This is a genomic window from Agrobacterium sp. DKPNP3 (genome assembly GCF_052686535.1).
The window spans coordinates 20,559-39,086 of record NZ_JBQYSN010000028.1; the positions used below are offsets into that span (position 1 = coordinate 20,559).

Here is an 18,528-nt window from a genome sequence, read left to right on the forward strand (position 1 = left end):
GTCTCCAGATCGCCCGAAGTCGGGGATCGTCATTCTGCCCTCCGGCGCAGCGAAACCGGGTCCCAAATGTCGTCGAGCGGCCCCTCCAGAGCGGTCCGCGGCGGGATGAGCTTTGGCTCGATGATGATGACCTCGGGATCGCTCCGGTTCTCCTCCAGCAGGTAGAAACCTTTCTCAAGCATCCGCGCAATATCAGGCTTGACCATGTAGACCGGGAAGGGAAGGAAGGATGCGAAGGGGTCGTAGTCGAAACAGCCGACGACGATGTCGCCAAAGGCCTCGCCATCGTGGCGCCCCATGAAACGCAGCAGCCCTTCGAAATTGATTGATGAGTTGACGAAGAAGCAGCGTGGCAGGCGGCCCCTGCGTTCGTAGAACCGTTCGAACGCCAGTTCTGTCATGCGAGGCGAATAACCCGTGATTTCGATATCGTCCCCGCCCTCCATGCCGAAATGGGCGGCTTTGGCCGCGTGGAAGCCATCAATTCGCGCACGGCTTGCGTAGTCATCGTGACCGCCGAACAAAACGACGTCGTCAGGCCCGAGCGCCGCTGCCTTCGCGGCATGGGCAAGGATCGCCGCGGTCAGTATCTGCGCGCCGTGCCGGTTGTCGGAAATCACCGACGAGGCATACTTGCCTGGAAGATCGATATTGACATGCGGCAGTCCCGCCCGCGCGCAAACCTGGTGCACGCCGTCAGGATCGGTTACGCCGGCAATGAAGAGCGCATCGATGGAGTAGGCAATCAATGTCTCGACGGTACGCCGCTCCTCTTCAGGATCCCGCCGGCCGGATACTACCATGGGCGAAAGGCCGCGCTTGCGTGCCTGGCCCTCGAATGTCTGCGCCATCGAGGAAAAGAATCGGTTGTCATAGATCGGGACCAGGAGACCAATGAGTCCCGATTTCGAGCTCCTCAACCCTCTCGCCTGCAGGTTAGTGGTGTAGCGGTGCGTCTTGGCAAGTGACAGAATTTTGTTGGCCGTCTCCTCGGAGATCCGTCTTTTTCGCCATGATCCGTTCAGGACGGCGCTGACCGTCGACGCGGATGCGCCGGACAATATCGACAGGTCGTATATCGTGGCCTTCTTGGAACTTATGTCCGTCACTGTGATCTCCCCAACTGATTCTGATTATTAGAGCAGGCGTCCTCTTGACGGAAGGGCGCTTCATGATATGGTTATTGCACCATCGATTGTGCATATTGGCAATATCGATTGTGCAAGGATGGTTGCTGTGGGAGTGGCAAAGGGAGAGTCTCGAATAAACGAGATGAGAAATTTTGAACGCGGCGGTTAAGAACATGCTGCGGGCGGGTTTCGTTTGCCAATTTTTGAGGAGGACTTCAATGAAGAAGATTATTGGTGCGGCGGTTGGTCTGTCGCTCGCGCTGCTCTCATCCGCAGCTTTCGCCGAAGGGCCGAAGGTTGGCGTCGTCGTTAAGATCGGTGGTATTCCGTGGTTCAACGCCATGGAAGCCGGGATCAAGGAGCAAAGCAAAAAGCTCGGCGTGGATGGTTTCATGGTCGGTCCGACAAGCGCCGACCCGGCTCTGCAGGTCCGCGCTATCGAAGATCTGATCGCCCAGAAGGTGGACTTCATCGGTGTGGTGCCGAATGACGCCAAGGTGCTGGAGCCTGTGCTCAAAAAAGCCCAGGCCGCCGGTATCAAGGTCATTACCCATGAATCGCCCAAACAGCTCGGTGCCGACTGGGATTTCGAACTCGCATCCGCCAAAGGCTTTGGTGAAGCGCATGGAAAGCTGCTGGCGGAAAAGATGGGCGGCAAGGGTTCCTATGCCGTTTTCGTCGGTTCGCTCACCGTTCCGCTCCACAACGCCTGGGCAGATGCTGCGATCGCCTACATCAAGGCAAACTATCCAGACATGAAGCTCGTCGGTGATCGCTACGGGGTCGCTGAAGACCTGGACAAGAGCCGTTCGACGGCGCTCGACCTGATGTCGGCCAATGCCGATCTCAAGGGCTTCCTGGCGTTCGGTTCACAGGGACCCATCGGTGCCGGCCGCGCGGTTGAGGAGCGCCGCAAAGACGGCAAGGTCTTCGTTATCGGCCCATTCTCGCCGGGACAGGGCGCCAAGCTCATCAAGTCAGGCGCACTGACCGGCGGCTTTATGTGGAACCCGAAACAGGCGGGTGAGGTATTCGTAACGCTCGCAGACCGCATCGCCAAGGGTGAGACCCCGAAGGCAGGTGACAACATTGAAGGCCTAGGTACCATCAACCCCGAAGGTAATACCATTGTTGTCGATCAGCTCCTGAAGATCGACAAGGAAAGCATCGACAAGCTCGTTTCCATGGGCCTCTGATCCTCCCCAAGGCCGAAGGTGTCGCGCGGGAAAAATGCCCCGCGCGACACCGATCTCAATTTCATGCCGAGCGCCACGTTTGAAAACCATTCGGGGCGAAAGGAGATTGACGCTATCATGAGCGCAGAACCGCTCCTGTCCCTCAAGAATGTCAAGGTCACGTTTGGTGGCGTGCGCGCCCTCAAGGGTGTTGCCTTCGAAGTCAATCCGGGCGAAGTCCATTGCCTCGCCGGCGAAAACGGTTGCGGCAAGAGCACGCTCATTAAAGTGATAACCGGCGTTTATACGCCGGAAAGCGGTGCTGAGCTCTACTTCGACGGCAGGCCCATTGCGGCGATGACCCCGACGCTTGCGCAATCGCTTGGGATACAGGTGATCTGGCAGGACTTGGCGCTGTTCGACGAAATGACAGTGGCCGAAAACATTGGCTTCCAGTTTGCGGTAAATGGAAAATTTGGCCTCGTCGACAAGCGCGCCATTGAAAAAGCTGCGGCAAGGGCGCTGGCGCGGCTTGGCGTGTCGTTTGATCTTGACAAGCCCCTCAAGGAGCTGCCGATTGCCCAGCGCCAGATCGTGGCGATTGCCCGTGCGCTGGTTGGCGAAGCCCGTCTCGTTTTCATGGACGAACCTACCGCGTCCCTGACGCAGTCGGAGACGGATTATCTGATCGACATCGTCCGCAACCTCTCGGCATCCGGTGTCGCGGTCGTCTTCGTTTCGCACCGTCTGGCGGAAGTGCTCGAGATATCGGATCGGATCACCGTTTTGCGGGACGGATCGCTTGTTGGTGTTTTCCCGGTCGAAGGCATGACGCAGTCGCGCGTGACCGAGCTGATGACTGGCCGCAACTTTGACAGCGCCGTCATTGCCGCCGATCACGATGACAAGCCGGTTGTTCTTTCCGTGCGCGGCCTGAGCCGGGCGGGTGAGTTCGAGGATGTTTCCTTCGATCTGCGGCGCGGAGAAACGCTCGGGATCACCGGCCTTCTCGGTGCCGGGCGCACGGAGCTGGCCCTGACGCTGTTTGGCATGCACCGACCGCAATCGGGAGAAATTCTCATCGATGGAAAGAAGGTCGAGTTTCATTCCAACCGGGATGCGATTGAGGCAGGTGTCGCCTATCTCTCCGAAGACCGGCTCTCGCTGGGTCTAAATCAGCCGCAGTCCATTGCCGACAATCTCGTCATGGCCTCGCTCGATAAGTTGCTGAGCGGCGGCCTCATCTCGCCATCGAAAAAGGCGGATGTCGTTTCCCGCTGGATTTCAGCGCTCGGGGTGAAGATCGGCCTGCCGGAAGATCCGATCCGCACGCTCTCAGGCGGCAACCAGCAGCGTGTGGCAATTGCCAAATGGCTGGCGATAGGACCAAAAATCCTCATCCTCGACGCACCCACAGTTGGAGTCGACGTCGGGGCGCGCGCCGGCATCTTCGAAATCGTCCGCAAGCTCGCGGCAGAAGGCCTGTCGATCATCGTTATCTCCGACGAAGCGCCGGAGGTCTATTTCAATACAGACAGGGTCATCCACATGGTCGAAGGCCGGTTCCACGCCACCTATGATCCGCGGCGGCTGTCGCTGACCGAACTGGAGGCCGCCATCTATGCGTAGGCTCGTCCTCGGACACACGACCGAATTCACGTTGCTGGTGGTCATGGTCCTGCTCTGCACCGGGCTTTCCTTCGCCACCGACCGTTTCCTCACCATTTCCAACGCCTTTGATGTGCTCAATGTGTCGGCGGTCAACATCATCTTCGCGGTCGGCCTGCTTGTCGTGCTAATCTCTGGCGGTATCGACATTTCCTTCGCGGTCGCCGCTTCCGTCGTTCAATATGTCACCGTTCTGGCGCTCACCGCGCTCGGCGGCGGCAACTGGGCGGAAGGGTTCATTATTGCCGGTGCTGTTGGCCTTGGTCTCGGCTTCGTCAACGCCTTCCTCGTCTGGCGGCTCAACATCATCTCCATCGTCGCGACCATCTCCACCTTCAACATCTTCTTCGGGCTGTTGATGTTCTTCACCAAGGGCGTATCGATCTACGACTTGCCGGAGTGGCTTTCGACGAGGGTCGTGTTTTACGAGCGTGAAATGCCCGATGGTTCCTGGGTCGAGCTGACGCTGCCTGTGGTGGTGATGATCCTCTGCTGTGTTGCCACCTGGTTTATGATTTCGCGCACCACCGTCGGGCGCAAACTTTACGCTTTCGGCGACAACCCGGAAGGCGCACGCCGCTTCGGCATCAATATCGGCGCCATGCATTACATTTCCTTCGGCTGGCTTGGCCTGATGGCAGGCATTGCCGGGCTGATGCAGGCCCATTACGCGCAGGAGGTGGTACCGAACGCGCTTTATGGCCGCGAGCTCGATGTTCTTGCCGCAACCGTCCTCGGCGGCGCGCGACTTGGCGGCGGAAAGGGCTCGGTCATTGGCTGCGTGCTTGGGGTGCTGATGGTGTCGATCACCCAGAACGGCCTCAACCTGATGGGGGTATCTCCCTTTGCGTTCAAAATGATCGTCGGTGCCATCATTCTCATCGCCATCACGCTCTCTTCCACCCGGTTCGACAAGCTTTTGCCGAGCGTCTTACGGACATCCGCAAAGAAGGGGAGCGCCCTGCGATGAGCAGCCTCGTCAGGAAATTCAATGCGATCTTCGGTCCGGACATGGCGGGGCCGGTGATTGCCTTCATCGCAGTCATGCTCATCTTCGGAACGTTCGCGAATAACTTTCTCTCGCTTGCGACATTCGGCTCGGTGGCCTTTCAGCTGCCGGAACTGGGCCTTCTCACGCTGGCGATGCTGCTGCCACTGCTGACGGGCGGGATCAATCTGTCAGTCACCTTTGCGGCCAATCTTTCAGGACTTGCCGCAGCTTGGGTACTCCAGGCCCATGGCGGTGTGGATGCGCCGCCGAGCGCCTTCTTCTTTGCCTGCCTTGCTGCATTTGCCACCGGCGGGGCTGCGGGTGCCATGACGGGTGCGGCGATCGCTTATACCCGCGCGCACCCCATTCTGGTGACGCTGTCGATGATGATTTTTTTGCGCGGCCTCGGCGAATTTCTGACCCGCGGCGGCGACGTGTCAGGGTTCCCCGCCTATATGGCGCCACTCGGTCACGGTACGCTTCTCGGCCTGCCAATCCCGCTTCTTATTTTTATCGTCTGCGTCGGCCTCTGGCATGTGTTGTTAACGCGTACCAAACTCGGCTTCGGCCTGTTGATGATCGGCTCGAACATCGAGGCCGCGCGTTATTCCGGCCTCAACACCCGCAAGATCCAGGTGCTCGTTTATACGCTCTCGGGTCTGATGTGTGCTGTCGCCGGCATCATCATGCTTGCCCGTTTCAACTCCGTCCGTGTCGGTCATGGAGAATCCTATCTGCTGATCACGGTGCTGGCGGCCTTTCTCGGCGGCATCAATCCGTTCGGCGGTTTCGGCCGGGTGCTGCCCGTTTTCGTCGCGCTCATCGTGCTGCAGCTCCTGTCGTCCGGCCTCAATCTTCTCGGCGCCAACCAGCATCTGGCCACCGCGCTGTGGGGCGTGCTGATGATCGTCGTCATGGCGGCGCGCGGTCTGTTTTCCAGTTACTTCGCATCTCTCAGAAAGAAGGTATGACGTGAAAGGCCTCGGTGTTCACGCAATGATGTGGTCTTTGAAATGGGACCACGAAAATGCCGCCCACGCCATAGCCGGTGCCGCTGCTTATGGTCAGGATTTCATCGAAATCCCGCTTGTCGATATTGCCTCCGTCGATGCGGAACACACGCGCAGCTTGCTGGAACGGCATGATCTCAGCGCGGTCTGTTCGCTTGTGCTTCCAGAGCCGGCCTGGGCGTCCGTCCGTCCGCAAGCCGCCGTCGAACATCTCAAGGCCGCACTCGACAAGGCTGCCGCCATGGGGGCGAAAGCGCTGACGGGTGTCACCTATGGCGGCACCAATGAGCGAACCGGATTTCCGCCGACGCAGGGCGAATATGACAATCTGACGAGGGCGCTCTCCGCGGCCGCCACCCACGCAAAAGCGCTCGGCCTGCAATTCGGCATCGAGACCGTCAATCGCTACGAGAGCCATCTGCTCAACTCCGCCGAACAGGCGGTGGCGCTGGTGGAACGGATCGGTGCCGACAACGTCTTCATCCATCTCGATACCTTCCATATGAATATGGAGGAAAAGGGCATCGCCAATGGCATCATCGCCGCCCGCAATCACCTGAAATACATGCATATGTCGGAAAGTGATCGCGGCACTCCGGGCTTCGGCAACGTTGCCTGGGACGAGGTGTTTTCGGCGCTCGCGGCCATAAGGTTCAGTGGCGTCCTTGCCCTTGAGGGCTTTGCCGCGATGCCGGAAGCGATGGCGGGCGCGATTTCGACGTGGCGGCCCGTCGCGGCCAGCGCCGAAGAGTCCCTCGCAAAGGGACTGGCCTTTCTACGCGACAAGGCAAATCAGTACCGGATTTTCGAGTAGCGGGTGGCGATAACCATTTTTCGAGGCGAGGGGCACCTTGGGTAAAATTGACGATAATGCCGGTGAAATTGCAGGCCTCGCGCTGAAACGGTTCGCCGGCTCGAATGGCCGGCGCGTGATGATTGCCATTACGGGCGCCCCCGGATCGGGAAAATCAACCATCGCCGAACGTGTGGTCGATGCCCTGAACGCGGGCAACAGTGTGTCCGCTGCGCTGTTTCCGATGGATGGCTTTCATTATGACGATGCCGTGCTTGAGGCGATGAACCGCCGCGCCTTCAAGGGCGCTATCGATACCTTTGACGCCCACGGTCTGCGCCATATGCTTGAGCGTCTGAAAGCCAATGAGGACGATGTCGTTGCCGTGCCGGTCTTTGATCGCGCCATCGAGATTGCCCGCGCCGGCGGCCGGCTGATCCCTCAATCCGTCGATATCATCGTCTGCGAGGGCAATTATCTCCTCGCCAGAGAAACGCCTTGGGATCGTCTGAAACCGATCTTCGATCTCACTGTCCTCGTCGATGTCGAGGAGGACGATCTGCGTGCGCGGCTGCGGGACCGATGGCTTGGTTTCGGTCTCGGCGAGGAGGAGATCAACCGCAAGGTGGAGGAGAACGATCTTCCCAATGGCCGCTTCATCACGTCCACAAGCGCAGAGCCGGATATTCGCATCAGAAATCCGGGGAAAAGTGCGGCGTCCTGAGCCCGCCTGAATGACGGCGCCTCCCCATTCAAAGTCAAGCGAAACAGAAAAGCGAAAGAGACACCATGAAACACGGCATCTATTATTCTTACTGGGAACATGAGTGGAGCGCCAAGTTTGGCCCCTATATCGAAAAGGTCGCCAAGCTCGGTTTCGATATCATCGAAGTCGCCGCCCACCACATCAATGAATATAGCGACGCCGAACTCGCGACCATCAGGCAGAGCGCCAGGGATAACGGCATCATGCTCACCGCCGGCATCGGCCCGTCGAAAACGAAGAACCTTTCGTCAGAGGATGCTTCGGTGCGTGCTGCCGGCAAGGCATTCTTTGAACGAACCCTTTCCAATGTCGCCAGGCTCGATATCCGCACCATTGGCGGGGCATTGCACTCCTATTGGCCTATCGATTATTCGCAGCCGGTCGACAAGGCAGGCGACTATGCGCGCGGCGTCGAAGGCATCAACGGCATTGCCGATTTCGCCAACGATCTCGGTATCAACCTGTGCATTGAGGTTTTGAACAGGTTCGAAAACCATGTTCTTAATACTGCGGCCGAAGGTGTTACCTTCGTGAAGGATGTCGGCAAGAACAATGTGAAAGTCATGCTGGATACGTTCCACATGAATATCGAGGAAGACAGTTTTGGCGAGGCCATCCGGACGGCTGGGCCGTTGCTAGGCCATTTCCACACGGGTGAAAGCAATCGCCGCGTTCCCGGCAAAGGCAGGATGCCCTGGCATGAAATCGGTCAGGCTCTCCGCGAGATCAATTACAGCGGAGCGGTCGTCATGGAGCCTTTCGTCAAGACCGGAGGCACCATTGGCTCGGATATCAAGGTCTGGCGTGACCTCAGTGAAGGCGCCGACATCGCGAAAATGGACGAGGATGCCCGCAATTCGCTGGCGTTCTCCCGCTTCGTCCTTGGTGGCTGATTTGCGATAATATGCTGCCCGGGCGGTCGCATCTGCGGTCGCCCGGCCCAAACAGTCATCGCTATGGGCGGATTGCCGCCCCAGCCGTCATAGGCGAGTTGAACAGACGATCGCTTGGGGCTAAAGCTCCAGAGTCTCTTCAGGATCAGGACGATCCGCCAAAGGCCGCTGGTTTTTATGATCCCTGTCGCACTCCCATCTGTAGAAGCGCTGCTTCTCCTCGCCTTCCTTCTCGTCACGACATGCGGCTGGGTGGTCTGGACCTTAAGTCTTCTTGTTCGATATGCGGCAGGACGCTGGAAGCGCCCGATGATCCTGCCCTACGGGCTGGTAACCGCTGTCGCCCTATTCACCCTGTGGCAGATCGGCGATTTTTACCTCCAGATGAGTGCCTATGAAAACGAGAGGAGGGCAAGCTATCGGCCGGAGCTTTCGGCGCCCGCACGGCATGGCCAGATCGATATGCCCAAAGGCACGAAACTGGAACTGGCGGTCGCCAATACACCGGAATCCTTCAATCGCGCGCTGTTTCCGCATCCCGTGTCCGTGGCGAATATCGACGCCGTGGAGATTGAGCGTTATATTTCGATCAAAACCAACGAGAATTACGAGACGATCGGCTTTACCCCTGACAATATGCAGATGATCGGCGAAGGCGTGGCCATCCAGAGCGCATGGCGCTGTGACGCAACGCAGCCAGTGGAGTTCGACCTCAAACCAGATGGCGACATTTCCGCTTTCACCAGATGTGTTCTTGCCGATGGCAATGTCGTCGATGGTATCCGCCTGCCAAAGGGCACGTCCGTCCGTTCATCCACCGGCAACGTCTATATCGACGGTTTTGTCGATCGAGACAGGTGGATTGTTGATACGCCAGTAGGGCAGGTTGTCCGCATCGACGATTTTGGCCTTGAAGACGTAACGTTAGCATTTGATGAAGGACGCAAGCTTTACGAAATTCGCAGTGCCAAGCTGTCTGAAGAGAAGAGCGTCGGCATGGATCGCTTCCCGCCCGGCACCGAGATCAACCTCAATACCCGGCAAATCCGAGGGGAATATCCTGGTGCCTGGTGGCTGAGGCCGTCTGCCGGTCTCACAGCACCAGAGGCAGGCAGGTCAATGGTGTTGAGCCGCGACGGTAAGGTTCTTTCCATCCGACCGGATTGAAATTTCTGGCGACGGCGCCTGTTGCATTCACCGCAGGACGGACGAAAGAAACTCGCGTGTCCGTTCTTCCCGAGGCTGGCCGAAGATTTCGTCCGGTTTTCCCTGTTCACAGATACGGCCCTTGTCGAAGAAACAGACGCGGTCCGAGACTTCGCGGGCGAACCGCATTTCGTGGGTGACGAGGAGCATGGTCAGATCATGCTCATGGGCAAGGTCGCGGATGACGGACAGCACCTCGCCGACCAGCTGCGGGTCAAGCGCCGAAGTGGGCTCGTCAAAAAGTAGGACACGCGGGCGCATCGCAAGCGAGCGGGCAATGGCGACACGCTGCTGTTGGCCACCAGAAAGCTGAACAGGATAATGATCTTTCTTGTCCGCAAGTCCGACCATCTTCAACAGTTCGAGCGCACGCGCCTCGGCCTCTCCCCGGCTGATGCCGAGCACCCGCACCGGCGCTTCCACGATGTTGCGCAGCACGGTCATATGAGGGAAGAGATTGAAGCTCTGGAAAACCATGCCGACATGGTTCCTGATCTGGCGAAGATGCTTTTCAGAGGCTTTGAAAGGTCCTTTGCCTCCCGGCTCATGGTAGGACATGTCGGCAAGGGTCAGCTTTCCCTCCTGGAATGGTTCCAGCGTCATGAGAATGCGCAGAACCGTTGACTTGCCGGAGCCGGAGGGACCTATGAGGGTGACCTTCTCGCCCTTCGCGACGTTGAAATTAAACTGATCGAGCACCGTCAGAATGCCGAAGCGTTTCGTGACGTCGGAAAATTCGATCAGTGGCTGATTGATGTGATTGGTCATCGCAAGGGTATTCCTGCTTTTGGAAGCGCCCTTTGCAGGCGGCTGAGGCCTGCCGAGCAGATTATGGTCAGAAGGAGGAAGATCAGGCCGACAAGCGTCAGCGGTACCAGATATTCGAAAGTTCGCTCGCCGATCATGTTGGCAAGCCCCATCATTTCAAGAACCGTCACGACTGAAAGCACAGGCGTCTCCTTGATCATGGCAACCAGATAGTTGCCCATGGCCGGAACGATGCGCGGAATGGCCTGCGGGATGATGATATCCCTGTAGGTCTGCATGCGTGTGAGATTAAGCGCCGTCGCTGCCTCCCATTGCCCGTGATGCACCGCCTCAATGCCGCCGCGATAGACCTCGGACGTATAGGCGGCATATTGCAGGCCGAGCGCCAGCGCGCCAGTCAGAAACGCCGGCAGGACAATGCCGAAATCCGGCAGCACGTAATAGAGAAAGAACAGCTGCACCAGAAGCGGCGTATCGCGCAGGAATTCAACCACAAGCGCAGTCGGCCAGGCGATCATCTTCACCCGGCTGCGGCGCAGCAGGGCGAAGACCAGCCCCAGAACCAGCGCAATGGCAAAACCGGCGGCGGCGGCTTTCAGCGTCACCGTAAGCCCGATCAGAATGATGGGCAGGATCGAGGTGGTGTAGGTGAGCCAGGTGGTCGTGTCCCATTCGTAACCATACATCATGAGAAGATATCCTTACGAATGGCGCGTGCGCGGGAAGACGTTGCCACGGCGCACGAAGCGTTCGATCACCCGAGTGACCACCATCAGGATCAACGACATCGCGAAATAACAAAACAGCGTGACCGAATAGATGCTGGCGCTATCGAGCGTCAGGTTGCGGATCGACTGCGCCGCGAAGGTGAGGTCGGCAATCGAGATCAGCGAGACGAGCGAAGAAAGCTTCAGCGTTTCAATGGCGAGATTTCCGAAAGCCGGCATCATTTCCACCACCGCCTGCGGCAGCGAAATGCGAAACAGTGTCTGCATCCGCGTGAAGTTCAGTGCGCGTGCGGCTTCCAGCTGCTGCACCGAGACGGAAGACAGCGCGCCGCGAACGATTTCCGCTCCGTAACCTCCGGCATGGGCAGCAAGCACCAGCACCCCCGTCGTGATCGGATCGAAGCTCAACCCGACCAGCGGCAGGGCATAATAAAACCAGAAGAGCTGAACCAGCAGCGAGGTGCCGCGGAACACTTCCGTATAGCAAAGCGCGATTGCCGACAGGATCGGTCCGCCCTCGACGCGCAGAATGCCGAAGAAAAAAGCGAGCACCGTGCCGACGACAAGGGCTGCGAGCGTAATCGTCATGGTGACGACGGCGCCTTGCCACAACATCGGCAGATAGGCAGTCATGTCCATGGAGCTTTCCCGAATTCCCGAGGAACGGCGCCCGGTTATGCCCGGACGCCGGCTGGCATTATTTGCCGGCGCAGAGATCGGCGACCTTCTTTTCGGCCGCTGCCGCGATACTCTGTTCGGAGAGGCCGTATTTGGCGAGGATTTTCTTGTAGTCGTCCGTCTTGCGGAATTCGACGAGGGCGGCGTTGAAGGCGTCACGCAGCTCCTTGTCTTCCGGGCGGAACGCGAAACCGCCGTAATTGCGTACCGGCGTATCCTTCACGATCGGATCAGTGAAGGGCTTCACCTGCTCAACGTTTGCCTGACCCTTGGCGAGTTCCGACACCGTCAACTCCGTGGCCGCATAGGCGTCGGCGCGGCTCTGGACGGTGGGAATGGCATCGGCATTGGCGGGGATGAAGACGATCTGTTCTTCCTTGACGCCAACGGCGCGCAGGAAATCGACATTGTTCGCGCCCGACACGACGGCCACCTTCAACGAAGGGTCCTTGGCGATGTCGGCATAGGTGGTCAGCTTTTTCGGGTTGCCCTTCTTCACCAGCAGGCCTTCGCCATAGGACGAATTCGGTTCGGTAAAGGCAACCTGTTTGCAGCGTTCGGGCGAGATATTCTGTTCGGCGGCGGCAAAATCAAAGCGACGGGCCTTGAGGCCGGGGATCAGCGTGCCAAAGGGCGTCACTGTCCAGTTGACCTCTTCGATGCCCATCGATTTCAGAACCGCATTGGCCACATCCGGGCCTATACCGGCGGAAGTGCCATCTGGCTGCATGTAGGAATAGGGCACCTCATTCGCCGTGGCGGCCCGGATATAGCCCTGGCTTTTGACTTCTTCGACGGTCAGCGCGCTGGCTGACGTCGCGCCGATGGCAAGGGCGAGGGCGGAAAGGCCGGCAAGTCTTGTCATACGCATGTTCTTACTCCTCTGGTTGGGTTGCGTGGTCCGTTTTCGGATCTCACGGTGTTTCTTCTGGCTAGGTATTCTCCGTGACCGTGGCGATGACGGAAAGGCAGTCGCCGGCCTTGATAAGGCCGGGAACGTGGCGTGCAGCGAGCAGGCCACTGATGGATGCTCGGTAATCGACAGGCGCAAGGCCGGTTTTGCCGATAGGGTAAACCCGGGCAATTGTTTCACCTGCCGTGACCGCGTCTCCCAGATCGCGGACGAAGACAACGAGACCGTCGTCTTCAGCAAAGGTGAAGCAGTCACTGGAGGGCATATCTAGCCAACGGCTTGGCGCGGGAACGGGCGAACCGGTGAATATGCCAGCGTGGCGCAGCAGATTGACGATGCCCTTGCGGGCGATATCGATCGATTTCGCGCTCGCCGTGCCGGCCCCGCCGAGTTCGGTGGTGACAAAGACCTTGCCCATTTCCTCGACCGTCGTGTCCAGCATGCCGACGGCGTCGATTTCCAGCATCTTCATTGAGTAAGGGGCGGCAAAGGCGACCACCGCATCAAAGCAGCGGCTTTCCTGAGTTTTGTCGAGCAACTCGTGAGCCGCTGCATAGGGCAGGAAATCAAGCGTCCTGCCGCCGGAGTGAAAATCGAGAACGATATCCGCGAGCGGTATCAAATGACGGGTGACGTAGTCGGCGATCTTCTCTGTCACGGTACCATCAGGGCGGCCGGGAAAGCTGCGGTTGAGGTTTCCCCGGTCGATGGGCGAGGTGCGCGTCCCGACACGGAAGGCCGGGTAGTTGAGCGCTGGGACGATGATGATGCGGCCTTTCACCTCGGCTGGGTCGAGTGTCTGGGCGAGTTCGAAAAGCGCGGCCGGCCCTTCATATTCGTCACCATGATTGGCGCCGGTCAAAAGGGCGGTCGGCCCCTCACCATTGGCGATAACGCAGATCGGGATCATCACCGAACCCCAGGCACTGTCATCGCGGCTGTAGGGCAGCCGCAGATGACCGTGTTGCACGCCCTTGGCGTCGAAATCGACGGAGGGCGTGATCGGGGAGGGGCGAAGCGCGGTCTTCAACATCATCCTCAGCCTTTCACGAAGAGTTGCCGCGGCACATTGGAGAGGCACTCGACACCGGTGTCGGTGATGGCGATGCTTTCGGTGATCTCGAGCCCCATGTCTTCCAGCCACAGGCCGGTCATGAAATGGAACGTCATGCCGGGTTTCAGCTCCGTGCGGTCGCCGGGGCGAAGGCTCATGGTGCGCTCGCCCCAATCTGGCGGATAAGAAAGTCCGATCGGATAGCCAGTTCGGTTGTCCTTGATGATCCCGTATTTTTTCAACACGCCAAAAAAGGCGTTGGCGATGTCTTCGCAGGTGTTGCCGGGCTTGGCTGCGGAAAGACCGGCCTCCATACCCTCGAGCGTTGCTTTTTCCGCATCGAGGAATGCCTGTGTCGGCTTGCCGAGAAAGACGGTGCGTGACAGCGGGCAATGATACCGCTTGTAAGCACCGGCGATTTCGAAGAAGGTGCCTTCGCCTGAGCGCATCGGCTTGTCGTCCCACGTCAGGTGCGGCGCGGAGGCGTCGGCACCGGAAGGAAGGAGCGGCACGATGGCGGGGTAATCGCCGCCGAATTCTGCGGTGCCACGAATGCCGGCATCGTATATTTCAGCCACGAGATCGCACTTGCGCATGCCCGGTTCAACGACGTCGACAATGCGCTTGTGCATCAGTTCCACGATCTTGCCGGCCTTGCGCATATAGTCGAGTTCGGTCGGGCTTTTGACAGCACGCTGCCAGTTCACGAGGCCGGCGGCATCCTTGAAACCTGCATTTGGCAGATGTTTGTTCAGCGAAGCGAAGGCTGCTGCCGAGAAATAATAATTGTCCATTTCGACACCGACCGTCAGGCCGGACCAGCCCCGTTCCTCGATGATCTGCGACAACAGGTCCATCGGGTGCCGTTCGGTCGATTGAACGTAGTGATCGGGGTAGCCGATAATATTGTCGTGGCCGAGGTATGCCGTGCGCTTGGCACCATTGGCGTCCTGTTTGCGGCCGTACCAGATTGGTTCGCCTTCTGGCGGCACGAGCACACACTGATGGACATAGAAGGACCAGCCATCGTAACCTGTCAGCCAATGCATATTGGATGGATCAGTGACCACAAGCAGGTCAATACCGGCCTTTTCCATGGCCTTGCGGGTTTTAGACAGGCGCGCGGCATATTCCTCGCGCGTAAAGTTCAGCGATACGCTCACGCTGCGTCTCCCATTGTTACGCTGTTCTCGATGATTTGGCCGCTGTCCGCGTCTTTGGCGCGGGCAAAGGCGAGATTGGCGATGGCTGTGTCCTGCACGCCGGTGCCGGTCAGATCGACAAAGGTGATGTCGTTGGCCGACAGACGGCCCCGCGCCTTGCCGGCAATCACGTGCCCAAGCTCGGCGAAAGGTTGATCCCGTTCGACGCGACCGGCGGCAATCGCGTGATGCAATTCGCCGAGAATGCGGGTCTGCGTAAGCCTGTCCGCGACGTAGAGCGCCTTGGCGAATACGGACGGATCGATCTCGTTCTTGTGTTCGGCATCCGATCCCATCGCGGTCAGATGTTGGCCGTCTTCCAGCCAGTCTGCGAGCAGGATCGGCTTTTCGGCCGGTGTCGTGGTGACGATGATGTCAGCGTTTCGCACAGCTGCCTGTGGATCATTAACCGCGGAAACGTCGATGCCGTGCTCTCTGGAAAAATCGGTTGCGAGCTTTTCAGCCTTGTCGTGGTTGCGGGCCCAGATCCGGGCCGATTTGATCGACCGCACCAGCGTCAAAGCCTCGAGCTGCAGACGCGCCTGCATGCCTGCCCCGAAAATCGTCGCGACGGACGCGTCCTTTCGCGCCAGATGCCGCGCCGCGACAGCGCCGGCCGCAGCGGTGCGCACATCGGTGAGATAACCGTTGTCGAGAAGCAGGGCCTCTACCAGCCCCGTCCTTGCACTGAAAAGGATCATGAGACCGTTGAGGCTCGGCAGACCAAGCTTTGGATTGTCGAAGAAGCCGGGACTGACCTTGATGGCAAAGCCGTCGAAACCCGGCACGTAGGCAGTCTTCACATCCACTTCGCCGCGAAATTCGGGAATATCGAGCCGCATGATGGGCGGCATGGCAACAGCTTGCGTTGCAAGGGCGGCGAAGCCCTGCTCGACACAGTCAACCGCGGAAAGGTCGAACTTCACGACGGCGCGCAGGTCTTTTTCCGTGAGAATGGTGATACGGCTCATGCGACGCCTCCGTCGACGATCCTCTTGTGGACCGCGGGGTCGATGTTTCCGCCCGATACGATGATGGCGGTTGGGCCGCCGACGTTGACCTTGCCAGAGAGGATAGCGGCAAAACCAACGGCGCCAGCGCCTTCAACTATCAGCCCCTCTTCGCGTGCCGCATGGCGGATGCCGTCTGCGATCTCATTTTCTGAGAGCAGCACGATCTCATCGAGGAGTTGCTGGCAAAGGGAAAATGTCACGCGGTTTGCCAGTCCGATCCCGCCGCCGAGCGAATCTGCCAGCGTCTCTTCCTCTAGGACCGAGACGGGCCGGCCGGCTTTGACCGACGCATGCATGGCCGCGCCTCGCTCCATGGAAATGCCGATGACCCGCGCCTCCGGTTTCAGCGCCTTCACCGCGACGGCGATACCGCCCGCGAGACCGCCGCCCGAGAGAGGAATGAGAATTGTTTCCAGGTTGGGCATGTCTTTAACGACCTCGAGGCCTATCGTCCCCTGGCCAGCCACGATGTCGGCATGATCGAACGGGGGGATAGCGGTGAGCCCGCCGCTTCTGGTCAGGCGGTCCACCTCCTCCTGCGCGTCATCCTGCGACCTGCCGACAATTCGGACCTCCGCACCGAGCGCGCGGATCGCCTCAACCTTGTTCGCCGGCACCAGCGACGACATGCAGATCGTGGCGGGAATACCGAGTTTCTCTGCTGCATAGGCGACCGCCCGACCATGATTGCCAGTGGAGGCGGTGACGAGACCACGCCTGCGTGCCTCATCGTCAAGCGAGAGTATGGCGTTCATCGCACCGCGCAGCTTGAAAGCGCCGACAGGCTGAAGGGTTTCAAGCTTCAGGTGAACGGGATGACCGACGCGTTCGGAAAGATTGCCTGAGCGAACCAACGGTGTTCGCTCAACTCTTCCCTCGAGCCGCACCGCAGCCTGCTCTATCGCTTCCAGTGAGACCGGCAGCGGGTTCTTGTAAACCGACATGGACAGGTTTTCGCTCTTCATGATTGTCATGTTGTGGGCGAAGTAAAATCATGTCAATTATTATATTGTAATGATTCAATGATTTTCGGGTGACGACCTCAGCCGATTGAACCGATATCGTAGACGGGCGGCAGTTGTTCAAAGGTCTGTCGCACTGTTGTCAAAGCTTTGATAAGAGTTGCATGATTGAGGCGGCCGCCGAGGCATATGCGGATGCCGCCGCCATGGCCGGGCCCGGCAATGAATGGTTCCGATGGGGTCACCGCGACATTCTGGGTCGTCAGCGCGCGCACCAGGCCGTCCTCCGTCCAGCGCGTCGGGACCTTCAGCCAGGCGCAGAAGGAAAGGGGATGGGTCGAGGCGATATGCTGGCCTAAGATATCCACGGCAATTTTCTGCCGCGCCCTTGCCTCGGCGCGCTGCACATCCAGCAGCCGCAAGGCAGTGCCGTTTTCGACCCAGCGCGTCGCTATTTCGGCCGTGAGATAGGTTCCGCTCCAACTCGACACCCGCAGGATGGACGCGGCGCGGATGGAGTAGGCCGGCGGCACGACAAGATAGCCGACGCGCAGTCCCGTCAGGACCGCTTTGGTGAAGCTGGTGACGAAAAAGCCGAGATCAGGCAGCATTTCAGTGATGGATGGCAGATCATCCTCGATGATCGGCCGATAGACTTCGTCTTCAATGACAAAGATGCCATAGCGTTCAGCGATAGCGGCGATCGCCTGCCGTCGCGCCGGGCCCGATACATGTCCGGTCGGATTGTTGAGGGTCGGAATGAGCACTAGCGCGCGCACACCTCCGGCTGCGCACGCGGCCTCTAGCGCATCCGGCAATATGCCCTCCTCATCCGTGGGCAGGCCCTTGAGGCTGAAGCCGAGGATGTTCGACAGGCCGATAATGCCATGGTCCGTCAGACTTTCTGAGAGAACCACGTCGTTCGAGCGAATGATACAGCTCAGAGCGAGGAAAATACCGTGAGCTGCGCCATTGGTGACGAGGATACGTTCCGCCCCTGCGCTAACACCCATCATTCCAAGCCAGGAGCGCGCGGTTTCCCGGTGGCTCTCGAGGCCTGCGACGGGGCGGCACGGGCGCATGAAGCCGGAATTGTCCCCCTCTGCCATCTCACGCAAAATGGCGCGCGAGGCGCTCTCATGCTCGTCGAGATAGACGCCCCTGATAATGGAGAGGTCAAGTACCTCGGTCGGGCTGTGGTCGAGCATCATGCGGCCCGCGCGGTCCGTCACCCGTGTCTTCACGAAGGTGCCTCGGCCGATCTCGCCGCTGAGATAACCCAGCCGTTCAGCCTCCTTGTAGGACAGGCTGACGGTCTGGACAGACAGTCCGAGTTCACGCGCCAGATCGCGGTGGGTCGGCATGCGGTCCATCGGCTTCAGAACGCCGGCGTCGATATCGGCGATGATGCGTTCGGTCAGTGCCGAATGTTTCGTTTCGCCCTTCTGCTTGGTGAGCGACGGGCGCCACGCCACCGGTTTGGTTGCGGAAACCGGATCGGAGTTCATCGGATTGGCTTGACGGCGCATGAAATTGTCTCGTTTTAGACGAAGCGGATTTCATGACATTATGCACGGT

At 59.1% G+C, this 18,528-nt stretch carries 18 protein-coding genes; 8 read left to right on the forward strand and 10 right to left on the reverse strand.

Annotation, left to right across the window (positions count from 1 at the left end):
- Positions 1 to 29: 29 nt before the first annotated feature.
- The gene (locus ACUTJJ_RS10340) at positions 30 to 1,109 is read right to left on the reverse strand and encodes a LacI family DNA-binding transcriptional regulator (RefSeq protein ID WP_445542063.1); all 1,080 of its coding nucleotides are present in this window, start codon (positions 1,107 to 1,109) and stop codon (positions 30 to 32) included.
- 239 nt (positions 1,110 to 1,348) lie between these two features.
- On the opposite strand from ACUTJJ_RS10340, the gene ACUTJJ_RS10345 reads away from it, so the two are divergent.
- The 8 genes from ACUTJJ_RS10345 (at position 1,349) to ACUTJJ_RS10380 (ending at position 9,593) form a co-directional block, all read left to right on the forward strand.
- Positions 1,349 to 2,326 carry a substrate-binding domain-containing protein gene (locus ACUTJJ_RS10345; protein ID WP_063951719.1) on the forward strand — a complete coding sequence of 326 codons (978 nt, stop codon included), beginning with the start codon at positions 1,349 to 1,351 and terminating at the stop codon, positions 2,324 to 2,326.
- Positions 2,327 to 2,443: 117 nt separating this feature from the next.
- Positions 2,444 to 3,934, forward strand: a complete 1,491-nt coding sequence (locus ACUTJJ_RS10350; protein WP_445542064.1) for a sugar ABC transporter ATP-binding protein — start codon at positions 2,444 to 2,446, stop codon at positions 3,932 to 3,934.
- Complete coding sequence (locus tag ACUTJJ_RS10355) at positions 3,927 to 4,943, forward strand: ABC transporter permease (RefSeq protein ID WP_445542065.1); 1,017 nt, start codon at positions 3,927 to 3,929, stop codon at positions 4,941 to 4,943. The genes ACUTJJ_RS10350 and ACUTJJ_RS10355 overlap by 8 nt, the downstream gene beginning before the upstream one ends.
- Complete coding sequence (locus ACUTJJ_RS10360) at positions 4,940 to 5,935, forward strand: ABC transporter permease (RefSeq protein WP_144578690.1); 996 nt, start codon at positions 4,940 to 4,942, stop codon at positions 5,933 to 5,935. Before ACUTJJ_RS10355 ends, ACUTJJ_RS10360 begins: the two co-directional genes overlap by 4 nt.
- A gap of 1 nt (position 5,936) precedes the next feature.
- Positions 5,937 to 6,788 carry a sugar phosphate isomerase/epimerase family protein gene (locus ACUTJJ_RS10365; RefSeq protein WP_445542066.1) on the forward strand — a complete coding sequence of 284 codons (852 nt, stop codon included), beginning with the start codon at positions 5,937 to 5,939 and terminating at the stop codon, positions 6,786 to 6,788.
- A 37-nt stretch (positions 6,789 to 6,825) separates the two neighbouring features.
- On the forward strand, positions 6,826 to 7,491 hold the full coding sequence (locus ACUTJJ_RS10370) for a nucleoside triphosphate hydrolase (protein ID WP_445542067.1): 666 nt from the start codon (positions 6,826 to 6,828) through the stop codon (positions 7,489 to 7,491).
- Between the two features lie 65 nt (positions 7,492 to 7,556).
- Positions 7,557 to 8,426: a D-psicose 3-epimerase gene (locus ACUTJJ_RS10375; RefSeq protein ID WP_445542068.1), complete on the forward strand. Its 870-nt coding sequence runs from the start codon at positions 7,557 to 7,559 to the stop codon at positions 8,424 to 8,426.
- A 177-nt stretch (positions 8,427 to 8,603) separates the two neighbouring features.
- A complete protein-coding gene (locus tag ACUTJJ_RS10380; protein WP_445542069.1) occupies positions 8,604 to 9,593 on the forward strand; it encodes a hypothetical protein in 990 nt (329 codons plus the stop codon).
- A gap of 27 nt (positions 9,594 to 9,620) precedes the next feature.
- Here the strand turns inward: ACUTJJ_RS10380 and ehuA are convergent, their stop codons facing one another.
- The 9 genes from ehuA to ehuR all read right to left on the reverse strand — a co-directional run bounded on the left by ehuA (position 9,621) and on the right by ehuR (position 18,479).
- Entirely contained in the window at positions 9,621 to 10,400 is a 780-nt protein-coding gene (gene ehuA / locus ACUTJJ_RS10385; RefSeq protein WP_063951726.1) for an ectoine/hydroxyectoine ABC transporter ATP-binding protein EhuA, read from the reverse strand.
- A complete protein-coding gene (gene ehuD, locus ACUTJJ_RS10390; RefSeq protein WP_063951727.1) occupies positions 10,397 to 11,089 on the reverse strand; it encodes an ectoine/hydroxyectoine ABC transporter permease subunit EhuD in 693 nt (230 codons plus the stop codon). Before ehuD ends, ehuA begins: the two co-directional genes overlap by 4 nt.
- Before the next feature lie 12 nt (positions 11,090 to 11,101).
- Positions 11,102 to 11,767, reverse strand: a complete 666-nt coding sequence (gene ehuC / locus ACUTJJ_RS10395) for an ectoine/hydroxyectoine ABC transporter permease subunit EhuC (RefSeq protein ID WP_445542070.1) — start codon at positions 11,765 to 11,767, stop codon at positions 11,102 to 11,104.
- A 58-nt stretch (positions 11,768 to 11,825) separates the two neighbouring features.
- Entirely contained in the window at positions 11,826 to 12,677 is an 852-nt protein-coding gene (gene ehuB / locus ACUTJJ_RS10400) for an ectoine/hydroxyectoine ABC transporter substrate-binding protein EhuB (protein ID WP_445542071.1), read from the reverse strand.
- A gap of 61 nt (positions 12,678 to 12,738) precedes the next feature.
- Positions 12,739 to 13,752 (reverse strand): N(2)-acetyl-L-2,4-diaminobutanoate deacetylase DoeB, encoded by a 1,014-nt coding sequence (gene doeB, locus ACUTJJ_RS10405; protein WP_445542085.1) that lies wholly within the window; start codon positions 13,750 to 13,752, stop codon positions 12,739 to 12,741.
- 5 nt (positions 13,753 to 13,757) lie between these two features.
- Entirely contained in the window at positions 13,758 to 14,936 is a 1,179-nt protein-coding gene (gene doeA / locus ACUTJJ_RS10410; protein ID WP_445542072.1) for an ectoine hydrolase DoeA, read from the reverse strand.
- Entirely contained in the window at positions 14,933 to 15,946 is a 1,014-nt protein-coding gene (eutC, locus tag ACUTJJ_RS10415) for an ectoine utilization protein EutC (protein WP_445542073.1), read from the reverse strand. Before eutC ends, doeA begins: the two co-directional genes overlap by 4 nt.
- Complete coding sequence (gene eutB / locus ACUTJJ_RS10420) at positions 15,943 to 16,962, reverse strand: hydroxyectoine utilization dehydratase EutB (protein ID WP_445542074.1); 1,020 nt, start codon at positions 16,960 to 16,962, stop codon at positions 15,943 to 15,945. Before eutB ends, eutC begins: the two co-directional genes overlap by 4 nt.
- Before the next feature lie 68 nt (positions 16,963 to 17,030).
- On the reverse strand, positions 17,031 to 18,479 hold the full coding sequence (ehuR, locus tag ACUTJJ_RS10425; RefSeq protein WP_445542075.1) for a MocR-like ectoine utilization transcription factor EhuR: 1,449 nt from the start codon (positions 18,477 to 18,479) through the stop codon (positions 17,031 to 17,033).
- Positions 18,480 to 18,528 lie beyond the last annotated feature (49 nt).